This is a genomic window from Providencia sp. JGM181 (assembly GCF_018257375.1).
Lineage (GTDB): Bacteria > Pseudomonadota > Gammaproteobacteria > Enterobacterales > Enterobacteriaceae > Providencia > Providencia lanzhouensis.
On record NZ_JAERJY010000066.1, the window covers coordinates 1 to 17,984 of the forward strand.

17 protein-coding genes are annotated in these 17,984 nt (G+C 44.5%); 6 read left to right on the top strand and 11 right to left on the bottom strand.

What is annotated here, in order from left to right:
* The first annotated feature begins 173 nt into the window (after positions 1 to 173).
* The 5 genes from JK188_RS10080 to JK188_RS10100 are packed head-to-tail and all read left to right on the top strand — an operon-like array spanning position 174 to position 5,833.
* Entirely contained in the window at positions 174 to 767 is a 594-nt protein-coding gene (locus JK188_RS10080) for a fimbrial protein (protein ID WP_006663314.1), read from the top strand.
* 52 nt (positions 768 to 819) lie between these two features.
* Positions 820 to 1,512, top strand: coding sequence for a fimbrial biogenesis chaperone (locus JK188_RS10085; protein ID WP_211887859.1), 693 nt, complete (start codon positions 820 to 822; stop codon positions 1,510 to 1,512).
* Between the two features lie 14 nt (positions 1,513 to 1,526).
* Positions 1,527 to 4,031 (top strand): fimbria/pilus outer membrane usher protein, encoded by a 2,505-nt coding sequence (locus JK188_RS10090; RefSeq protein WP_211887860.1) that lies wholly within the window; start codon positions 1,527 to 1,529, stop codon positions 4,029 to 4,031.
* Positions 4,032 to 4,042: 11 nt separating this feature from the next.
* Entirely contained in the window at positions 4,043 to 5,119 is a 1,077-nt protein-coding gene (locus JK188_RS10095; protein ID WP_132497129.1) for a fimbrial protein, read from the top strand.
* A 12-nt stretch (positions 5,120 to 5,131) separates the two neighbouring features.
* Positions 5,132 to 5,833, top strand: coding sequence for a fimbrial biogenesis chaperone (locus JK188_RS10100; RefSeq protein WP_211887861.1), 702 nt, complete (start codon positions 5,132 to 5,134; stop codon positions 5,831 to 5,833).
* Positions 5,834 to 5,866: 33 nt separating this feature from the next.
* On the opposite strand, the gene JK188_RS10105 is transcribed toward JK188_RS10100, so the two are convergent.
* From JK188_RS10105 to JK188_RS10115, 3 genes are read right to left on the bottom strand one after another with little or no spacing between them, the layout of a single operon-like run.
* Positions 5,867 to 6,742, bottom strand: coding sequence for a dimethyl sulfoxide reductase anchor subunit family protein (locus JK188_RS10105; protein ID WP_211887862.1), 876 nt, complete (start codon positions 6,740 to 6,742; stop codon positions 5,867 to 5,869).
* A complete protein-coding gene (locus JK188_RS10110) occupies positions 6,739 to 7,377 on the bottom strand; it encodes a DMSO/selenate family reductase complex B subunit (RefSeq protein WP_036955182.1) in 639 nt (212 codons plus the stop codon). The genes JK188_RS10105 and JK188_RS10110 overlap by 4 nt, the downstream gene beginning before the upstream one ends.
* The gene (locus JK188_RS10115) at positions 7,374 to 9,785 is read right to left on the bottom strand and encodes a DMSO/selenate family reductase complex A subunit (RefSeq protein WP_211887863.1); all 2,412 of its coding nucleotides are present in this window, start codon (positions 9,783 to 9,785) and stop codon (positions 7,374 to 7,376) included. The genes JK188_RS10110 and JK188_RS10115 overlap by 4 nt, the downstream gene beginning before the upstream one ends.
* Before the next feature lie 205 nt (positions 9,786 to 9,990).
* Between JK188_RS10115 and JK188_RS10120 the strand changes: the two genes are divergently transcribed.
* Positions 9,991 to 10,764, top strand: coding sequence for an AraC family transcriptional regulator (locus JK188_RS10120; protein WP_211887864.1), 774 nt, complete (start codon positions 9,991 to 9,993; stop codon positions 10,762 to 10,764).
* A 2-nt stretch (positions 10,765 to 10,766) separates the two neighbouring features.
* On the opposite strand, the gene JK188_RS10125 is transcribed toward JK188_RS10120, so the two are convergent.
* The 8 genes from JK188_RS10125 to JK188_RS10160 all read right to left on the bottom strand — a co-directional run bounded on the left by JK188_RS10125 (position 10,767) and on the right by JK188_RS10160 (position 17,909).
* On the bottom strand, positions 10,767 to 11,831 hold the full coding sequence (locus JK188_RS10125) for an adhesin (protein ID WP_211887865.1): 1,065 nt from the start codon (positions 11,829 to 11,831) through the stop codon (positions 10,767 to 10,769).
* Positions 11,832 to 11,844: 13 nt separating this feature from the next.
* Positions 11,845 to 12,378, bottom strand: a complete 534-nt coding sequence (locus tag JK188_RS10130; protein WP_211887866.1) for a fimbrial protein — start codon at positions 12,376 to 12,378, stop codon at positions 11,845 to 11,847.
* Positions 12,378 to 12,908, bottom strand: a complete 531-nt coding sequence (locus JK188_RS10135; RefSeq protein ID WP_211887867.1) for a fimbrial protein — start codon at positions 12,906 to 12,908, stop codon at positions 12,378 to 12,380. The genes JK188_RS10130 and JK188_RS10135 overlap by 1 nt, the downstream gene beginning before the upstream one ends.
* Complete coding sequence (locus tag JK188_RS10140; protein ID WP_211887868.1) at positions 12,901 to 13,293, bottom strand: hypothetical protein; 393 nt, start codon at positions 13,291 to 13,293, stop codon at positions 12,901 to 12,903. Before JK188_RS10140 ends, JK188_RS10135 begins: the two co-directional genes overlap by 8 nt.
* A 31-nt stretch (positions 13,294 to 13,324) precedes the next feature.
* Positions 13,325 to 14,014, bottom strand: a complete 690-nt coding sequence (locus tag JK188_RS10145; protein WP_442959118.1) for a fimbria/pilus periplasmic chaperone — start codon at positions 14,012 to 14,014, stop codon at positions 13,325 to 13,327.
* A gap of 93 nt (positions 14,015 to 14,107) precedes the next feature.
* Positions 14,108 to 16,603, bottom strand: coding sequence for a fimbria/pilus outer membrane usher protein (locus JK188_RS10150; protein ID WP_211887870.1), 2,496 nt, complete (start codon positions 16,601 to 16,603; stop codon positions 14,108 to 14,110).
* An 88-nt stretch (positions 16,604 to 16,691) separates the two neighbouring features.
* A complete protein-coding gene (locus JK188_RS10155) occupies positions 16,692 to 17,282 on the bottom strand; it encodes a fimbrial protein (protein WP_442959119.1) in 591 nt (196 codons plus the stop codon).
* 75 nt (positions 17,283 to 17,357) lie between these two features.
* Positions 17,358 to 17,909 carry a fimbrial protein gene (locus JK188_RS10160; protein ID WP_132497119.1) on the bottom strand — a complete coding sequence of 184 codons (552 nt, stop codon included), beginning with the start codon at positions 17,907 to 17,909 and terminating at the stop codon, positions 17,358 to 17,360.
* Positions 17,910 to 17,984: the final 75 nt, after the last annotated feature.

Below are 17,984 nucleotides of genomic sequence, written 5' to 3' on the forward strand. Positions count from 1 at the left end.
ATACAATATTTTAATCTGAAAATTTGAAATCATTGGATTTATAAACCCATTAATTCCACTTTACATATCTTGAAAATCTTTAAACCTTGTCTAAGCTTAAAAAGCTAGTTAATTCTGACTCGCAAAAAAAAATCACTTATTTTAATTAATCGAGAACCTCGATGGGGTTAATTATGCCTAGACATATACTTTCTCTATCAATACTGTCCTTATCCGTGTTATCTGGCTCAGTAATTGCTGCCACAAATAGCCCTGGAGGTATTATTTCTTTCTCCGGTGCAATTAGTGATACTACCTGTACGATTAATGGTAATAACAGCGCTGATATGTCGATTGCTTTAGATCCGATTATATCTTCTGATGCAGGAACAACGGCAAGTACAGTTATTACAAAAAACCAAAAAGCCTTTGGGCTTACCTTTTCAAACTGTGCAATTGTTGGTGGAGGTACGCCAGCAGGGACATTAAAACTTCACTTCTCTTCAAGTAATATTTCGCCTTCAGGCCTGTATTTAATGAATACAACAGTGAACGAAAATGATCCGGCCGTTGCTCGTAACGTGGGCTTTAGCTTGTCACAGACTGGATCACCAACCGTTGCTATTCCATTAAATACGACCTTTGATACTCAGTTAACCGCAGCCAATACCACTTCAGCTGCTGGTGCAACATTGAACTTAATTGCTAGCTACTACAAAACAAATGCGACTGCCGCATCTGTCGGTGCGCTGCAATCAAACGTTGTTTATACCGTTTCATATCTATAACAATAAACTCAAGCTAGGTTCCTCTGAACCTAGCTTTTAGTGAGAATTTATTATGAAAATAAAATTATTATTCTTACTTCTTTTATTATTTTCTAAAGAAACATTTTCAAACGTTATTATTACAGGAACAAGGATTATATATCCAGAAGCTGCACAAAGCATGTCTGTTCAATTAACTAATAACAGTAATACACCGTCATTAGTTCAATCTTGGATTGATGATGGTAATATAAATTCAACACCTGAGAATTCAGATGCACCTTTTTATATTTACCCTCCTATTATCAAAATAGAGGGTTTACAAGGTCAACAATTAAAAATCAAAAAAACAGATAGAAAACTTCCAAATAATGTTGAAAGTGTTTTTTATTTAAATGTCCTAGATATTCCTAAAGCGCCAGATTCAATGAAAGGGAAAAATGTCATTCAATTAGCGGCACGTTCAAGAATAAAACTATTTTATCGACCTACGGGATTAACTGAATCACCTGAAAATATCACGGACAATATTAGTTACCAGCTAAATAATAACGGTATTGTCGTGAATAATAACTCCCAATACCACTTTACTATTGCTGCTATTACAACGCCTGAAGATAAAAAAACAGCGCTTGTTGATTCAGAGATGGTTCCACCACACACATCCAAAACACTGCCTTTAAAAAAGCAGTTAAAGGGTAACAATCTTATTCTGACTTATGTTGATGATTATGGTGTTTTCAAATCTAAAAACCTTCAGCTTTAACAGAAGAAACCATCATGAAAAAAGAAAATTATCTCTACATCCTTATTTTAATAGGGTTACAGACTTATCTAAAAAATGCATTTGCAGATGAATTCGATACCTCCCTTTTGGTGGGTGAATCTGCGAAAGGAGATATTTCTCGTTTCTATTCTGATGGACAAATTCCAGCGGGCAAGCAGCTTGCGGATATCTATGTTAATCAGGTTTGGAAAGGGCAGTTTGACATCAATGTTGAAGACAATGGTAAGCAGATCAGCCTTGCGCAAAGTGATGTCCCTAAGCTCGGTTTAAAAACCACACCTAACCAAGTAGATCAGCCTGAGAATAACGCATATGTTCAGCTCAGCTCACTGGCACCCAACCTACATTACCAATTTAAAATCAGTGAATTGCGACTAAACATTACCGTTCCACAAGTGTCGATTAAACAATCTGAATCTGGCTATGTCGATCCCAGCTTGTGGCAACATGGCGTACCCGCCATTATTTTTGCTTATAATACAAACTATTACACTTATAAAGAGAAGAAACACGAAAAGAGAAATAATGAGAATTTCTATGCCACCCTCAACTCGGGTGTCAATTTAGGTGCATGGCAATTTCGTGATGAATCAAGTTATCGCTATTCATCCCATGGCTCGCAAAAATGGCGCAATAACACCCGCTATGCATACCGCCCAATCAGCCAGATTAATTCAGGGCTAAAGGCTGGCGATTTTTATACACCAACAGCGCTATTTAATAGCATTCGTATGCGAGGCATTATGCTCGCCACTGAAGTCGGCATGTTGCCAAACTCAAGCCAAAACTTTGTCCCTATTATTCGGGGCGTCGCACAAACCAACGCCTTAGTCACCGTTTATCAAAATGGGTATTTGGTCTATCAAGAAAACGTGCCGCCAGGAGAGTTCGCATTTAACGATATTCAGCCTAGCGCGGGAAGCGGTGATTTATTGGTGGTCATACAAGAAGCTGATGGTCGCAAAGAGTCATTTTCTGTTCCCTACTCCGCCGTACCCGACATGCTTAAAGAGGGTGTTTCCAACTATAACGTTCTTGCTGGGCAAGCAAAAATCGACAATACCTCATACCAACCTAAATTTATTCAAGGTGAATATCATTACGGCTTGAATAACTTAGTGACACTCTACTCAGGCGCTCTACTCAGTGAGAAATATTATTCCGCCGTCATTGGAAGTGGTTGGAACTTTCGCTTTGGTGCTATCTCCGCGGACGTCACTCACGCCAAAACTAAATTAGATAGTGGAGATAAAAGTGGTCAAAGCTATCGTTTAACCTACAGTAAATTTATTGATGCCACTTCGACCAGTTTAACTCTCGCCACATACCGCTATTCCACTAGCGGCTACTATAGCTTTGTTGATTCAATCTACTCCCATGATAACTACAAAGCATGGCAGCGATATCAAGACGAAAATGCCAACCAAATTGGCAATAATAACAATTCAGATCTCTCGTTAAGCAACTTCGATGCCCTACGTGGCTCACGAGCGAAAAATACCTTCACCCTTAATTTGAATCAGCAGCTTGGCGACGGTTATGGCTCTGTTTTTGTTTCTGGTACCCATCGTGATTACTGGAACACTCACGGCAGTAGCCGAGAATATCAAGTCGGTTATGCCAACAACTACAACGACATTTCCTACAACGTATCCGTATCACGGGTGCGTAATTATGATAATAAAGAAGAAACTCGCGTTTATATGAATATCAGCGTTCCCATTAGCCTATTCGAAAAACGCGCTAACGTTAGCTTAGGTAGCTATTTTACTGATTCTCACTATGAACAAACGGCCTTGAGTGTCAGTGGCATCGCGGGGAAAGATAATCAAGTTAATTACACCGTAACAGGCACAAATCAGTCTGGGGGCAACAATGTCCTCGGTGGAAATATTACCTATAAACACCCTTACACCACATTATCCGGTTCTTATACCGAAGCGAATGATTATCGTCAGGCAGGATTAGGCGCTCGAGGCACCTTGGTCGCTATTCCTAACCATATCGCCTTATCGGGTGATACTGGAGATACCTACACCATCATTGATGCCCCAATGGCCAATAATATGATGGTAAATGACGATAAAACCACGCTAACCAATCAGCGAGGTGTGGTACTAGTGACCAACAGTACCCCTTATCGCGCTAACTCATATACCCTCTCTGATACCGAAAACACGGCAGGCGCTGAAGTGCTCGGAAATATGGCAAACATCAGCCCGTATCAAGGTGCAGTTAACTACATCAAGTTAGAAACTGACACTCGACAAACCTTTATTTTACGCGGTGAGTTAGCCAATGGTCACAGCCTGCCATTCGGTACTGAAGTCGTCGATCCACAACAGCAAAATATAGGATATGTAGGGCAATCTGGCGTGCTGTACCTTAAGAGTGAACAGCTACCTTCAGCCTTGCACATCAAGCTGAAAGGGGAGAAAGAGTGCGTGATCCATCAACCGGTTAACACGATGGATAAAGGTAAAAACCGCTGTCAATAAAGGAAACTCCAATGAAAAAAACCACATTGGCACTATTATTTTCAAGTTTACTTGCCGTCAGCCAGTATGCTTCCGCTAACTGCCGACAAGCGTCAACCGTCACGGCATCCCCTATTGCTTTTAATTTATCAAACGATTTAACCAGCTCATCGACTGTCGTGACCAAAGACTCTCGAACCATATTTTCCGGTACATTTACTTGTACCAATAATGGATTACTCCCCAATGTCGTAGGTATTGCCTCACCATTTCAAGGTCGAAAAGCGACCGTAGGATTTAATGGGGGTAAGCAATTAGTCGAAGTCACCGTCACCCAATTAGAAAAAAATAATGTGTCAAACTTGTCCCCCGGTCCCCACAATGCCAATGAACTCAATGTAAATTTCACCATGCAATTTACCCTAGTGACCGTCAAACCAAGCTCGAACTATATTGAAATTGCAGGAAGCACCGCAACCATTAACCCCGTTGTTTTTGCTTCGGATGCATCCACTTTAGGTCTTGTACAATGGCTTCTTGATGTGGTGGCTAGGCTCTTAGCATTTTTACTGGGATTTGTATGGACAACTCAGCCTGATGATATCTATTTACAACCCGTTCAAGTGACTTATAGCCCTATTACCACCACCTGTAACTTTTCAAACCAAGGTTTAGTGGTGACTCTGCCTCCCGTCAGCATCAGTACCGTCAAATCAGCAACGCGCGCAGGTTACACCCCCTTTAATCTCAACTTCACTTGCAGTGATTTTCTTGCGGGAGGCAACGCATCAAGGGATATCAGTATTTTCTTATCCAGCAGCAGCTTACTCCCAGCAGATAAAACCACCATGAATAACACTGCCAGCCAAGGCGCTGCCGGTGTAGGTTTTAGACTCGTGATGGCGAGTAATCCTAATACGCCTATCACTCTATCCAATAGCGTGTCAGCACAAAGTACTGCAACGTCTATATTCACTGTGGCAAAAGGAAGTCCCATTTCCCCATCATTTACCCTCAACATGGGCGCTTACTATTACCCTTATACCCCTGCCATCGTGACGCAAGGCCCTGTATCCAGCACCGCAACTGTGGTCATGTCTTATAATTAGAAGGATGAAAAAATGCGGCATATTCAAGGGATTATTTACGGTTTAATGTTGCTCCTTCTCAGCTCACAGACGCACGCGAGCTTAATACTCAAAAAAACGCGTTTGATTTACTTAAGCGACCAAAAATCTGCCAATATTCAAACCGTTAATGACAGTGAACACGCAAGCTTAGTACAGAGTTGGATTGATGAGGGCAATATCCATTCCACCCCTGAAACAACAGAGGCGCCGTTTATTGTGACGCCTCCTGTGACCAAAATCGCCGCTCATGATGGCGCGCAATTACGGATTCGATTTATTGGTGGGGATTTACCGCAAGATAGAGAATCCGTTTTTTACCTGAATGTACTTGATATTTCACCAAAACCTCAAAATAAAGAAGGAATGAATATTATCCAGCTGGCGCTACAAATTCGTATTAAAGTTTTTTATCGACCCGCTGCGCTTGCCAATGGCGTAGAGTCGTTTATCAATAACGTGAGTGCGTTACATTCCGAGAATCAGCTTTCGATTAAAAACCCCACCCCTTATTTTTTGAATATTTCACAGCTCTATTATGAAAATAACCAAAATACCCCCATCGCGAAAAGCATTATGATCCCACCCTATTCAACCGAAAAGCTCGAAGGAAATCATCGGCAAAATGGCAAACTTATTGCGGTGTATATCAATGATCAAGGTAGCTTAGTCACCCATGCGTTAAGCGTAAATTAGATAACCGAACCTATCTGGCTCGGTTATTCATTTTTAAATATGGATTGTATAAAAACAGTAACGCAGCATGAATTCAGCAATCAAAGCACAAACGCAACCCACCACAAGAACATATTGGCTACGCCCAATCAGAACGCCCTGTGCCTCGTCTTTAATTCGGTAAAATGCCCCTATGCCGATAGCAACAATGGCAATGAACCCAACCACCCAACTGGCTAAACGCAGTGACCAAATTTGTTGATAAGCATTAATTGAATCAATGGGAAAAGTGACGGATTCATTGGTGTAAACGGTTTCCAGCAAATAGTTTTCGTAGAATGGTTGATAAATCAAACGAACCACTAAGCTCACGCCCACCACCATCAATAATGCGAGCGCCCTATTTTGACCTTTATCTTTCAGGAAGAAGCTAACCAATAAATAGTACCCTGCCGCCCCTAGGGTCAACATCGCCCCATAAAACATCAGGTAGGTATTGTCATTCATCCACACTAACATGGAGGTATAACGGTAAATTGATCCCATCGCATACACATCACACAGCCCCGCGATAATCGCCAGCCCCAGTACCCCGTAGGAGAGTCGTTTTTTAAACCACATCCACAAAAAAGTGAGGCCCAAGAACGTAAAGTAAGTTGCCGTAAAAACCACTTCACGACTGAGCCAAGAGGAGAAAATGTTTAATAACGAATTAGGCGCATTGAGCGGCACCCCCAAGTGTGTAATCGAGGAGAGCAACCCCACTCCCGCTAGCACACAAGCGATAAATAAATAGCGCAGCAGAAAGCTCGAAGGAATATTTCCACCCAGAGTCGTCGCCAATCTTTTTGCACAAATGCCCAGCATCACGCTTAGCCCAATAGAGGCTTGCATCAACAAGGTAAATATTAGTAGTGGCCATTCATTCATTTTTTCGCTCCTTGGATCACAGTATGACGCCCCGCGCCTTGGTGCGGGTGGATCACTAAATTGGGGTGAGTAATGGATGAGTCTGGCAGCCCTTTCACATCCGCTTGCGAACCAAAGCGTTCGCGCAGTTCATCAATGGGACCAAACTGAATCGCACCGAGTGGACACGTCGCCACACACACGGGAGTCTGCCCTTGCAGTTGCAAATCAATACAGAAATCGCACTTGGACATTTGCTTGGTTTCGGGATTCATCTGCGGCGCACCATAGGGGCACGACCACGCGCAAGTTCCGCACCCCACGCATTTATCCGTATTCACCATCACGATGCCATCCCCTTCACGCTTATGCATTGCAGTAGTTGGGCAGTTTTTTACGCACATTGGGTCAGCACAATGGTTGCACGAAATAGACAAGGTGTAGGCGAACACATTGTTCTCCCAGCTACCGCAACCATTTTCGATAAATTCTCCGCCAGTGATTTCATAAACCCGACGAAATTTACGTCCTACCTCAAGATTGTTTTTATCTTTGCAGGACACCTGACACGCTTTACATCCTGAGCAGCGCGCCGAATCAATATAAAACCCGAGTTGTTTGTCGCTCACTGCGGGATAAACGTGGAATTTACTCATGCTTTTGCTACCTCCACCAATAAGGTTTGATGGGCATTACCGTGCGCCATTGCCGTACTGCGTGCTGACGTTAAAACGTTGGCACATCCCCCTTGATCGACACCATTTTCATCTGGCTGCCACCAGGCTCCCGCTTGTAGTGCCACCACCCCCGGCATGATCCGCGAGGTAATTTTAACGGGTACCATCGTGACGCCTCGATCGTTATGCACTTTCACGCGATCGTCTTCCGTAATCTGGCGGCGTTTCGCGTCGATCGGGTTGATCCACAACTCTTGGCGCTGCACTTCTTGCAACCACGGGTTCGCAAATTGAGTGGAATTCGCGCGGTTCCGCCCTTTCCATGTAATCAATTGCAGCGGGTATTGCTGAATCAACGTGTCTTCAGGACCTTCAATCGCAGGCACATAATGAGAGAGTGCGGGAATATCGCGGTCATTACGGTCATATAGACGTTTCGAAAAAATCTCGATTTTGCCCGATGGGGTTTCAAACGGGTTATTGGCTAAATCTTTAATATTTTTCTCAAATGCCACATGCCCCGTATGGGGTTTATGTTTCAAAAGATGGCGGCGTTTAACCAGCAATTCATCAAAGGTGGGAATTCCATCTTCAGGACGTTTTTCATGAGCATCATTGACCAGATGTTCAATCCACTGCTTTTCCGTGCGCCCTTCACTGAATTTTTCACCCACACCCAATTTGTTTGCCACATCACAGAGCCATTCATAATCACTGCGGCGCTCAAATTCAGGTTCCACGACCTTTTCAGACAGAATAATGTAGTTCCCTGTACCCCATGTCCCGCCGACATTCCAGCGTTCTAAAAAGCTGGTTTCAGGCAGTAAGATGTCAGCATATTTGGCACTTGGGGTCATATACAGGTCGCTGTAGACGATAAACTCAACTTTGTTTTCATCTTCTAGCACTTTGGCGGCATGGCGAATATCGGGGTTCTGGTTGGTCATGTAATTTCCCGCAAGGGAGAAAATCATTTTGATTTCAGTATCCAGTTTCTCTGCATTTTTTAAGCCGTTATCTGGCGTGACGAGGTTGGCATCCTCACAGGCTTGTACCCAGTTGGTAATATTAATTTTTGCTTTAACGGGGTTTTCAAAGAGGCTGGGACCCGCCAGTGTTTTACGAAGATCAGGCGTCACAGCCATGCCATAACCGGCAGCCCAACCCCCTTTCACACCGACGTTTCCCGTAATGGTTGCCAGCAATGTGGCACCGCGCGCAGAGCGCTCCCCACAAATATGGCGTTGTGGCCCCCACCCCTGCATCAAAGCAGCGGGCTTGGTTGTGGCATACTCACGAGCGAGTTGGCGAATGGTTTGCGCAGGCACTTTGGTAATCGGCTCCGCCCACTCAGGGGTTTTCACCACGCCATCTTTTTTCCCCATCAAATAGGCGACTAAGGATTCATTCTCCGGTACTCCGTCAGGCATTTGGTGCTCATCAAAGCCAACGGTGTAGGTATCGATAAATGCCTGATCATGCAGACCTTCGCTGATGATCACATACATCATGGCATCCATCATCGCGTTATCGGTGGTCGGCAAAATCGGGATCCACTGATCCGCCAACGAAGACGCCGTATCGGAATAGCGTGGATCTACCACGATAAACTTGGTGCCATTTTTCTTCATTTTTTGGAAGTAATGGTTGGTATGCCCGAAAATGGTCTCATTCGGGTTATGTCCCCATAAAATCACCAACGGGGTCTCTTCCAACGTATCCAAAGTGCTACCGCTGGCCGAAGTACCGTAAGTGTAGGGCGTTACCGCCATAGTGTTACCGTTACTGACAGAGTGGTAATTTTCCAAAAATCCCCCAGTCAGGTTAAACAGGCGGCGCAGCATGTTCGCCCCTGAAAAGATGCCGCCAGTGACGCCAGTACTTAAGCTCACAAAACGCGATGCCGGGCCATATTGCTGGTTAATGCGTTGCATATTTTCAGCAATCAACGTAGTCGCTTCTTCCCAGCTAATTCGCTCGAAATGCCCTTCACCCCGCTTGCCCACCCGTTTCATGGGATATTTTAAGCGGTTTGGATGGTAGACAAATTTGCGGTAGCTGCGCCCGCGCACACAAGCACGCATAATCGGCATCTCTTCATCAAGATCACCATCGGGACGTGTGCTAATGCGCGTAACAACGCCCTGCTTAACGTGGGCGCGAATGTCGCATTTCCCGCCACAGTCAAAACTGCTACATGTGGAAACCACCCGTTCACCGTCATTTGGCAAGGTAGTGGTTGGGATAATATTGGGATTTTCTGGTGTTGAAGCGACCGTGTTCGTGGCAATAAATGGGACAGCCATGAGCGCAGAGCTGCCTTGAATAAACCGACGACGGGTCAATGGTTCAATCAGATGTTCACTCTGATCATTATAATTTTTCATGATAACTCTACCTCTGGCGTACATTAGGTTGCCGCGATAGCGTAAACATTTCCCACTGAGCCAACTTTTGAAAAACCGCCAAAGGCATTGGAATTTCAGCCAACCGCGTGAAACATGTGGTTATATCAATAAATTTTGCCTATATTCAGAAAATAATTCGTTATGTTTGAATTTCAGCCAATAAACGACGGTAACCAAAATTACGATGAGAAATATTCCACTGAGTACCATTGATAGTGTCGCCCGAGATGTTATCGCACTCGCGACAGATTACTTACCCAACGTGCTGTTAGATTCTCACAAGCACCGCCGCGCTCAATTCTTATATGGTGCTACGGGGCTAATTGAGGTGAGCACTGAAGATGGTGAATGGGTTATTCCCCCCGACAGCGGCGTGTGGATCCCGGAAAATACGGCCCATGAAACACGGATGCTGAATGTCAGCACCCGCAGTTTATATATCGAACCTACGGCAGCACCCCGCCAAGGCAATCAATGCGAAGTGTTGCGCGTCACGCCTTTACTTCGCCAATTGCTATTAGACGCGGTTGATGTGCCGCTGGAATATGATCTTAACGGACGCGATGGCACCTTGATGCAGTTGATCCTTCATGAAGTGGCGCGCGCTGAACCACTACCATTCTTTGCGCCGATCCCGCGGGATCAAAGCCTCGCGGCTCTGTGCCGAGAATTTTTGAAATCACCACAAATTACCTCGATCCCCCAAGAGTGGGCGGCTAAATTGCATAAAAGCGACCGATCATTTAGCCGCTTTTTTGGAGCTCAAACGGGTTTGTCCTTTTCAGATTGGCGACAACAAGCCTGCTTGCTTAGCGCCATTAGCCAGATCTCAGCCGGCAAGTCGATCACCGAAGTGGCGTTTGATCTTGGCTACAGCAGTGTGGGCTCGTTCTCTACCATGTTTAAAAAATGGCTTGGGCAAACTCCGTCGAGTTTTATTCAGCGCATAGAGTCCTAGCCTTAATCCAGTGTGGCAATCAGCCATGCAGAACCGCGATAGTCACCCGCTTGGGCATTTTCCCCTTGCAGGTGGCTACTGATTTCGAACTCTTTCAGGCTGTGAATTTCTGCGTTTATCTCTTTACCCGATTGCCCCGTTTCAAGATCCGTAATGACCAGTGAGCTGTAGATCGTATCGTTCGCCTCATTTTTCATGGGTAAGCGCTTTTGAGGGTCATCATCCTGCGTGTAATCCAAGCGTAACCGTACTTTAGTTGCCGATTGGAAGAGGCAACTATAGGTGACTTGACCGCTAGCACGGTTGTCATAGTACAAGCTGTTTAACTGCCCATGGCGTAAATTTAATATCCCTTGCTCCCCGCTGCTGGTACTGGATGTGCATTTTGCACCGATATTAATTTGCGAAGCCGCCAAGCGTAATGGCACAGAAGATTCGTGAAGCGGCCAGCTATCATAAGGTGGCGCCACTTTTGGGTTGGTAAATGCACGCACGTAACCCGCTAATGGCATTTCACTAATAATCAACTGCCCATCGATAATTTGCTCTTTGATATAAAACGTCATGGTGATAGGAAAATGGTTATTAAATCGAGGAACCTCAAATTGTGTATCTGCATAAGACATTGAGCACACACCGGAGCTGCGGTTCGTCCATTCCATCATGTCGGATTGCACCGTCATCACTAGGTTGGCGTTCAACCGATACGCTTTGAGTCCTGCAATCGAAAACCCCGTTTCAGGCACATACATAAATAATCGATGAAACGCATTTGCTGGCAAAATTTGCGTGTTCGTACTTCCCCAGCGACGCCCGATACACTTCACCATACCGGTCGGTTCCGCAAGGTTACTATCCACCACAAAAGGCTCCCCAACTTGATAGTAATTTTGACCGTCCGATCCCCTATCAGGATGATCCGCCAGCGTGCTGCTGTTATTCACGCGTATGGTATAGCCCGTATTAGGATCGATAATTTGTGCCGCATAATCTGCATGAGCCATCATCGCTGACAGTATTCCTCCGACTAAACAAGCTGCCCGCGCTATGGATTTAATTTTCAACATATTGCTGTTCCCATTAGTGATAAGTGACTGAGATCATCATGGCCGACGTAAATCTTCCTGCGGGTAATTGACTGAGTGGCAGTGTGTTCACCAACTTTGCTTGAAGATTAATACGGTGCTCCGTCGCGCTGATAGGCTGTGGCGTGATAGTTTGTAATTGATTGAGTTCTAAAGGAAATATTAGCCCATCCGTGATATCAGAAAAATCGATTCCCAGCCCTTTTGCGCTAGTGGATAAAATTTGCCGACCTTGGTACTCTTCCGTTCCATAACCTTTTGGGTTGAGTAGCACCGACAACGTTTTTCTCCCTGAGCACCCACTGATATACACCGGAAAATCTTTGGTCAACGAAATTCCCGGCGCCCCATTAATTTCAACCACCCCAAAATTAATTTGCAGTGGTGAATCGTTATTTTCACTGCGTACGTGGCAAGCAGGGTCGACCATTGTCGCCACGACATCTACAAACACATCCCCATAAACCACCGGTGAGATAAATAACAGTAAACCCCACCAATACTTTCTGATTTTATTGATTTGCTTCACTATTTATACTCCACGGAAAACGTAGCCCAACCGGAGAAATTCCCTGTATCAACGTAACCATAAGGGGGCTTTCGCGCTACCACACCAAAGGACAAAGATTGCTCATCATTCACCACGGCAACGCTGCCTACATCAATCGGCTCATCCCAAGCAATAGGTTTATCTTTACTATCCATAATCCCCAGTATCACGCCGCTATCACCTTGAGTGATAAGGTAGTTATCCCCATCAATATTCACTAGCTGCGTTCCATGCCACGTTATCTTGATAAGTTTTCCCAGCTCCGCACGCTGGCAATGGTCAATTTCAATGGAAAATGGCGTGATAACGCTGGTCTCCCCCAGATTAAGAGACTCCATACGTAAATTTTCTAATTGAATCTCTTTTTTGACGGAACCGGCACTCACTTTGCAGGATAAATGCACTAACTCTCCGCTAAATTCCACATCCAGAAATTGCGCATTAGCTTGAGTCGAAAAGCTCCAGAAAAGGGGTGCTAGCAGCCACCAAAACAGGGTTAGCTTACTCATAACTCACCTCCAGTCGCAGTGGATGCGCGCTCTCAATCACAGAAGGAAGCTGAACGGGGTTATTTCCATCAATAAGTGCCATGGGATAACGCACCGTTTCTTTCCCCGTTAAGGCATCTACCACCCGCAAAATTGCCGGTGTTTTTGCTCCACTCTTATTTTCACTAAATGCTAAACCCGCGCCGCAATGGGTCAATTTCAATATTTTTCCCACTTCTAAACTGCATGGCGCATTGAATAACGTGGCATTCACCAAAAACCAGCCCGAATGTGAAGATTCATAATGGGATTCAGTAGGTGGCACGCTGCCTAGAAATTCCTCTCCTTGCCCCCAAGCACTTACGGTCATTGTGATAATCCCGATAGCTAACCGGATAATATTCATCCACATTCTCCCCTTTTATGTCTTGGCTCCATTACTGTTCCCCAGAGACTGTGCAAGTGTCTCCTTGGCAACGAAATACCAGTGTTGGCTTGCCACCATAGTCATTGATGTAAGTGAGATAGGGGGTGGTCAGCGTGTGGCTGTTAATCTCGAATGTCGATTTAGGGGCGACCATCACAACCTCGAAGCTGCTCTCTTCCGACTGTTTCTTGCTATTTCCCACCCCAATCACCGTTAAGTTAAACGGCGTGGTGTTATTCAAACGGTAGCCTTTGGCCGTTTTTTGCAACGTAATGTTGTGCGCCCATTTGGTTTGAGAAGCTTCGAGGATTTTTTCAGGGCGATAGAACAATTTGACGCGGGATTGCAACGCAATTTGTAGTGTATTTTCTTCCGTGGATTTCGGCGGAACTTCACGCAAATTGAAATAGAAAACGGACTCTCTATCATCGGGTAATTGGCTTAATAATGGCGTTTTGCTCAAGCGCACTAGGCTGTGGCTATTGGCTTCTATCCGCTGTAATGGTGGCGTGGCAAGGATAGCGCCTTGAGTGAGTTTTTTACCTTGAAGGTCTTCAATCCAACTTTGCGCTAAATAGGCTTCTTCGGGATTATCATTCGCGATGCGCACATTAATAGAGTTTTCATTACCCGGAAAAACAATTCTCGTTCTATCCAGAGTTACCGCGCCATAAGAGGCTTGTGGCATTCCAATAAGCATGCTTATCAATGCTGCGGAAATAGGTTTAAAGTTCAACATAATCAACCTCATAGGTTAAAGATAATAAAAATTCCGTTATTTTTGACATGCCAGTTATTTTTGACATGGCAGTAACAGCATTGAAGAGGATGTGGTTGACCTATCTGGCAACGTTATCTGACACTGTTTTTGATTGCGCCAATAGACCCACAACGCGGCATTCTTCTCGATACCCACCAGCCAGGTCACCCCTTCTTCTCCAACTATCCCAATCTCTTGATTTGCCTCATTACGCACACTGGCACCAAACGGTGGTTTTTTACCATCCGGTAAGGTGATCACCGAGAAGAGTTTTTCCCCTTTCATCACAGGGAAACTTCGATAGCCAATCGCGCCTTTTGTAAGCGTGATGTCGCTGGTGGCACTGAGCGCTTCAATGTTTTCAGGTAATTTGCTGGTGTTAATGGAAGCCGAGGATTTACGGTAACTATTCACATTTGGGATCACCGCTAAACCGAAGCGGTTGGTTTTTGTAACGCCATGATTCAGTGGTACGCCGCCAATATCTGAAGTTTCCACCATTAAGCGAGTATCACCGTGGGCAGAGCGATGCAGCGCGGCTCCCTTGGTCGTTATTGTGATCCCGCTATTAATCGATGCCCCAATACTGCGGTATTGATGAGGGACATAGCTACCATTAATGGACACACTGGCATCCGAGAGGTCACGGGAATAAAAACCGCTCAAGCTTGTTTGGCTATCCACATCTTGTCCGTGGTTATACCCCATCGTTAGGCTGTAATTATCCCTCTCCCCATAACCGCTATATCCCACATTATGGTTATATTGATTCTTTTTATTGGAACGAGAGTACAACTCAGAAAACGTCAAGCTATGTCCGCTGTACAGCGGGATCGTCAAATAAAGGTTAATGGCATCATCTTCATAACCGTTACTTCGCTCCGTTCGCGTCGCGGAGATAGCAATATTGCCGCTATATTGGGAAAGGGAAGCAAAATTCAGGCTCGTATTGGCGTATAAACCGTACTGGGTTTGTGGGTCATCCTGCCAATAGGTGCTGTACTGGTAATTTAACGAGAGGTTAAAATCATCAAAATATTTATTTAAGTAGACTTGGTAATTTTCCTTGGTGGCTCGCGGTGAATGCCCTGTTCTGTCCTCATCCATATATTGCATGAGCGTTCGATACTCTTTATCGGCAAAACGGTAGCCCGCAAAAGTAATATCGGTACGAAGATCCTCGAATGACTTCGCATAATTAAAACGGTACGAGCGCCCCTGTAAGTGACCTTTATCATCATCAGAATAATCAGCAAAAGATTGGGTAATATCCACCGCGACTGCCCCGAAAGAAAATAGGTCACGCCCAATCCCTAACGCGGCGCTTTGGTAATAAGCATTAAGCTGCGTTCCTCCGTACAGCGACCACGCATTTGATACACCGTATGACAATTCACCACTAATGACGGGATCTCCCGTTAAATGTCGATTGTCATAACGTGTTTTCCCTACCGCTGCTTTATAATTTACCCGACCTGGGCGGGTTAAATAGGGCAGCGATGCAGTACTGAGGCTAAATTTATTCTCTTCCCCATTTTCCTCGCGCACTGTCACATCCAGTACACCACGGATCCCGCTATCAATGGTTTGAATGCGAAAAGGTCCCGGTGGCACCGAGGTTTCTGAAATAATCCGATCCTGGCTGCGAACTATCACTATGGCGTTAGTCTTTGCCACACCGATAATTTCAGGGGCGTATCCCACCAATTTTGGCGGCAACATGCGATCATCACTTTCAATCGAAATACCCGTATATTGCCAAGAATCAAACACGTCCGAGTAAAAATTATTTTCCCCGAGCGTGAGCAAAGCAGCGCTTTCTTTCAATGATCGAAAAGCATATAACCGACTGAAATCAAAATTGTGTTTTTCTTGCGAATAACTGCCCCCATGTTGCTTTTGATAAGTCCCATTGAAATCACCACGCAGCCGCCAAGCCCCAATGTTAATGCCCGATGTACCATTGCCCGACACATAAACTCGCTTGTCGCCATCGGTTTCTTTTGTCGCTGAAATGTTCGCGCTGTAATCCACAAACAGCCCATTAATCCCCTCTTCCCATAATTTTGGGGGAACCCAATAAGGATCACGATATTCCATCCACATTTGAGGAATGGTCATTTTTAAGGACATTGAAGGCAAATCTACTTTAGTTTGCACTCCAGCCAGAGCTGAAAAATTCAAACATCTTTCATCATGAAATAGAGAGACTTTTTCCTCCGCGGATTTTTTTAGCCCCATAAATTCAAGCAACGGAGGTGCAAGGCACACTTGTTGAGAAGCTGCACTTTTATCATCAAAAACAGCGATATCTCGCGGCTCACCTAAACGCTGACCATTAACAAAAACAGTCAAAACATAGTCTCCAGGTGGAACATACCCCGCAACAGAGAATTGGCTCATATCAATGTTATTCATATCTTCGGCATCTAACACATCGGTATTAAATTCAGCAGCATAGCTATTGCCAATCCCCATACTTAGCGCCAATAAAATCGTCTGTCTTAGTTTGCTATGTTTGAACATCATGCTCTATACCATCCCAAATGCGACGAGTGTGCCCCTCTCGAAAATGATTTCGAGATCATGTTTATCTGCAATTTATTGATAATCGATGCTATTGATAATCGATAAAAAAACGGATTAACCCTTGATAGTTACCCGCTTGAATAGGTTGCCCTGTAAGCTCTAGACGTAAAAAGTACTGTAGATAGAGCGCTTTCCCGGATTTATCTTGCCGTAATACATTATTTGCCAAAGGGTAATATTGCCCTGGAATCAATGTATTAAAACGGCTATCAAGGACAGAAACCCCGAGACCTTGTGATGCGCCTCTTAGTACAAATGCATCAATATGTTCCGCTGTTTCCCCTGCAAATCGAATAGACCATGTTTTACTGTCGAGTAAAGAGTAAAGGCTTCCGCAGTCTCGTAACTCAATAATAAAAGGTTGGTTATGCTGCTCACGCTGCAACTTTGTACCAAGCAGGGGGATTGCCAAAGGTGAAAAATCAATCGTTTGAAATCTATTTTCCATTACAACCGAACACGGTGTAGCGATAACAATACCTTTCAATGTTGCGCTGCCATTAAGCTCTATTTTTTTATTCGCCGCCGCCCCCGAAACCATCAGGCACATCAGGCACATCAGAATGGTCATCTTCATCAGTTGAGCTAATTGGCGAGTTACCCGTTGATAAACAATCACAATTGTCTCCCTCAACTTTCTCCTTCAACTCCGTATTGATACCGCCAGTTATTCACTGGCGGTAGACTCAGATGCTTACTGATAGGTAATTCGGAAGTTAGTTACGGCGCTAAACTTACCTTCAGCGACATCTTTTGTGGTATCAATCGCTTTAGCTAATGCTTTGAAGGTTAAGGTGTTATCCCCCTTCTTATTGATAATTCTCGATAAAATATCCTTAGCTTTGCCAAATTCAAAGCCATCAATACCAATACCTACGTTGTTTGCATTACCCGGAGAAGTTGAAAGCAAAGTGTTACCCGCATCGGCGTAATTTTGCCCTGTAAAGACTAACTCCATGCTTTTCACCGCTGCTGACGCCCCTGTACCATCTTTGGTGTAATCTGAAAAATCACACCCTGTTAATTCAATATTAAAATTCACTTCAGCCGTTCTGCCATTCTCTAAACCACGGCGAGAAAGCTGACCAAAATCAATAGTTTGTTTTAACGATGGTTGTGCAATATTGCAGGGTGAAGTCACCACTGTACCGATAAAATTTACCGTACCTGTATTCTCTGCCATTACACTAAAAGAAGTCGCTGATGTTGCCAGCAGTGTAATGATTGCTAACTGATTAAGTTTCATATAATGACTTTCCTTTCGTTTAAAAATAGGAGAAACGCAATACACCATTAAATAATTAATGGAACAGAAAAACAT

Coding starts and splice junctions, on each gene's coding strand:
- JK188_RS10080 (WP_006663314.1), top strand. CDS start 174: ATGCCTAGACATATACTTTCTCTATCAATACTGTCCTTATCCGTGTTA.
- JK188_RS10085 (WP_211887859.1), top strand. CDS start 820: ATGAAAATAAAATTATTATTCTTACTTCTTTTATTATTTTCTAAAGAA.
- JK188_RS10090 (WP_211887860.1), top strand. CDS start 1,527: ATGAAAAAAGAAAATTATCTCTACATCCTTATTTTAATAGGGTTACAG.
- JK188_RS10095 (WP_132497129.1), top strand. CDS start 4,043: ATGAAAAAAACCACATTGGCACTATTATTTTCAAGTTTACTTGCCGTC.
- JK188_RS10100 (WP_211887861.1), top strand. CDS start 5,132: ATGCGGCATATTCAAGGGATTATTTACGGTTTAATGTTGCTCCTTCTC.
- JK188_RS10105 (WP_211887862.1), bottom strand. CDS start 6,742: ATGAATGAATGGCCACTACTAATATTTACCTTGTTGATGCAAGCCTCT.
- JK188_RS10110 (WP_036955182.1), bottom strand. CDS start 7,377: ATGAGTAAATTCCACGTTTATCCCGCAGTGAGCGACAAACAACTCGGG.
- JK188_RS10115 (WP_211887863.1), bottom strand. CDS start 9,785: ATGAAAAATTATAATGATCAGAGTGAACATCTGATTGAACCATTGACC.
- JK188_RS10120 (WP_211887864.1), top strand. CDS start 9,991: ATGAGAAATATTCCACTGAGTACCATTGATAGTGTCGCCCGAGATGTT.
- JK188_RS10125 (WP_211887865.1), bottom strand. CDS start 11,831: ATGTTGAAAATTAAATCCATAGCGCGGGCAGCTTGTTTAGTCGGAGGA.
- JK188_RS10135 (WP_211887867.1), bottom strand. CDS start 12,908: ATGAGTAAGCTAACCCTGTTTTGGTGGCTGCTAGCACCCCTTTTCTGG.
- JK188_RS10140 (WP_211887868.1), bottom strand. CDS start 13,293: ATGAATATTATCCGGTTAGCTATCGGGATTATCACAATGACCGTAAGT.
- JK188_RS10145 (WP_442959118.1), bottom strand. CDS start 14,014: ATGCTTATTGGAATGCCACAAGCCTCTTATGGCGCGGTAACTCTGGAT.
- JK188_RS10150 (WP_211887870.1), bottom strand. CDS start 16,603: ATGATGTTCAAACATAGCAAACTAAGACAGACGATTTTATTGGCGCTA.
- JK188_RS10160 (WP_132497119.1), bottom strand. CDS start 17,909: ATGAAACTTAATCAGTTAGCAATCATTACACTGCTGGCAACATCAGCG.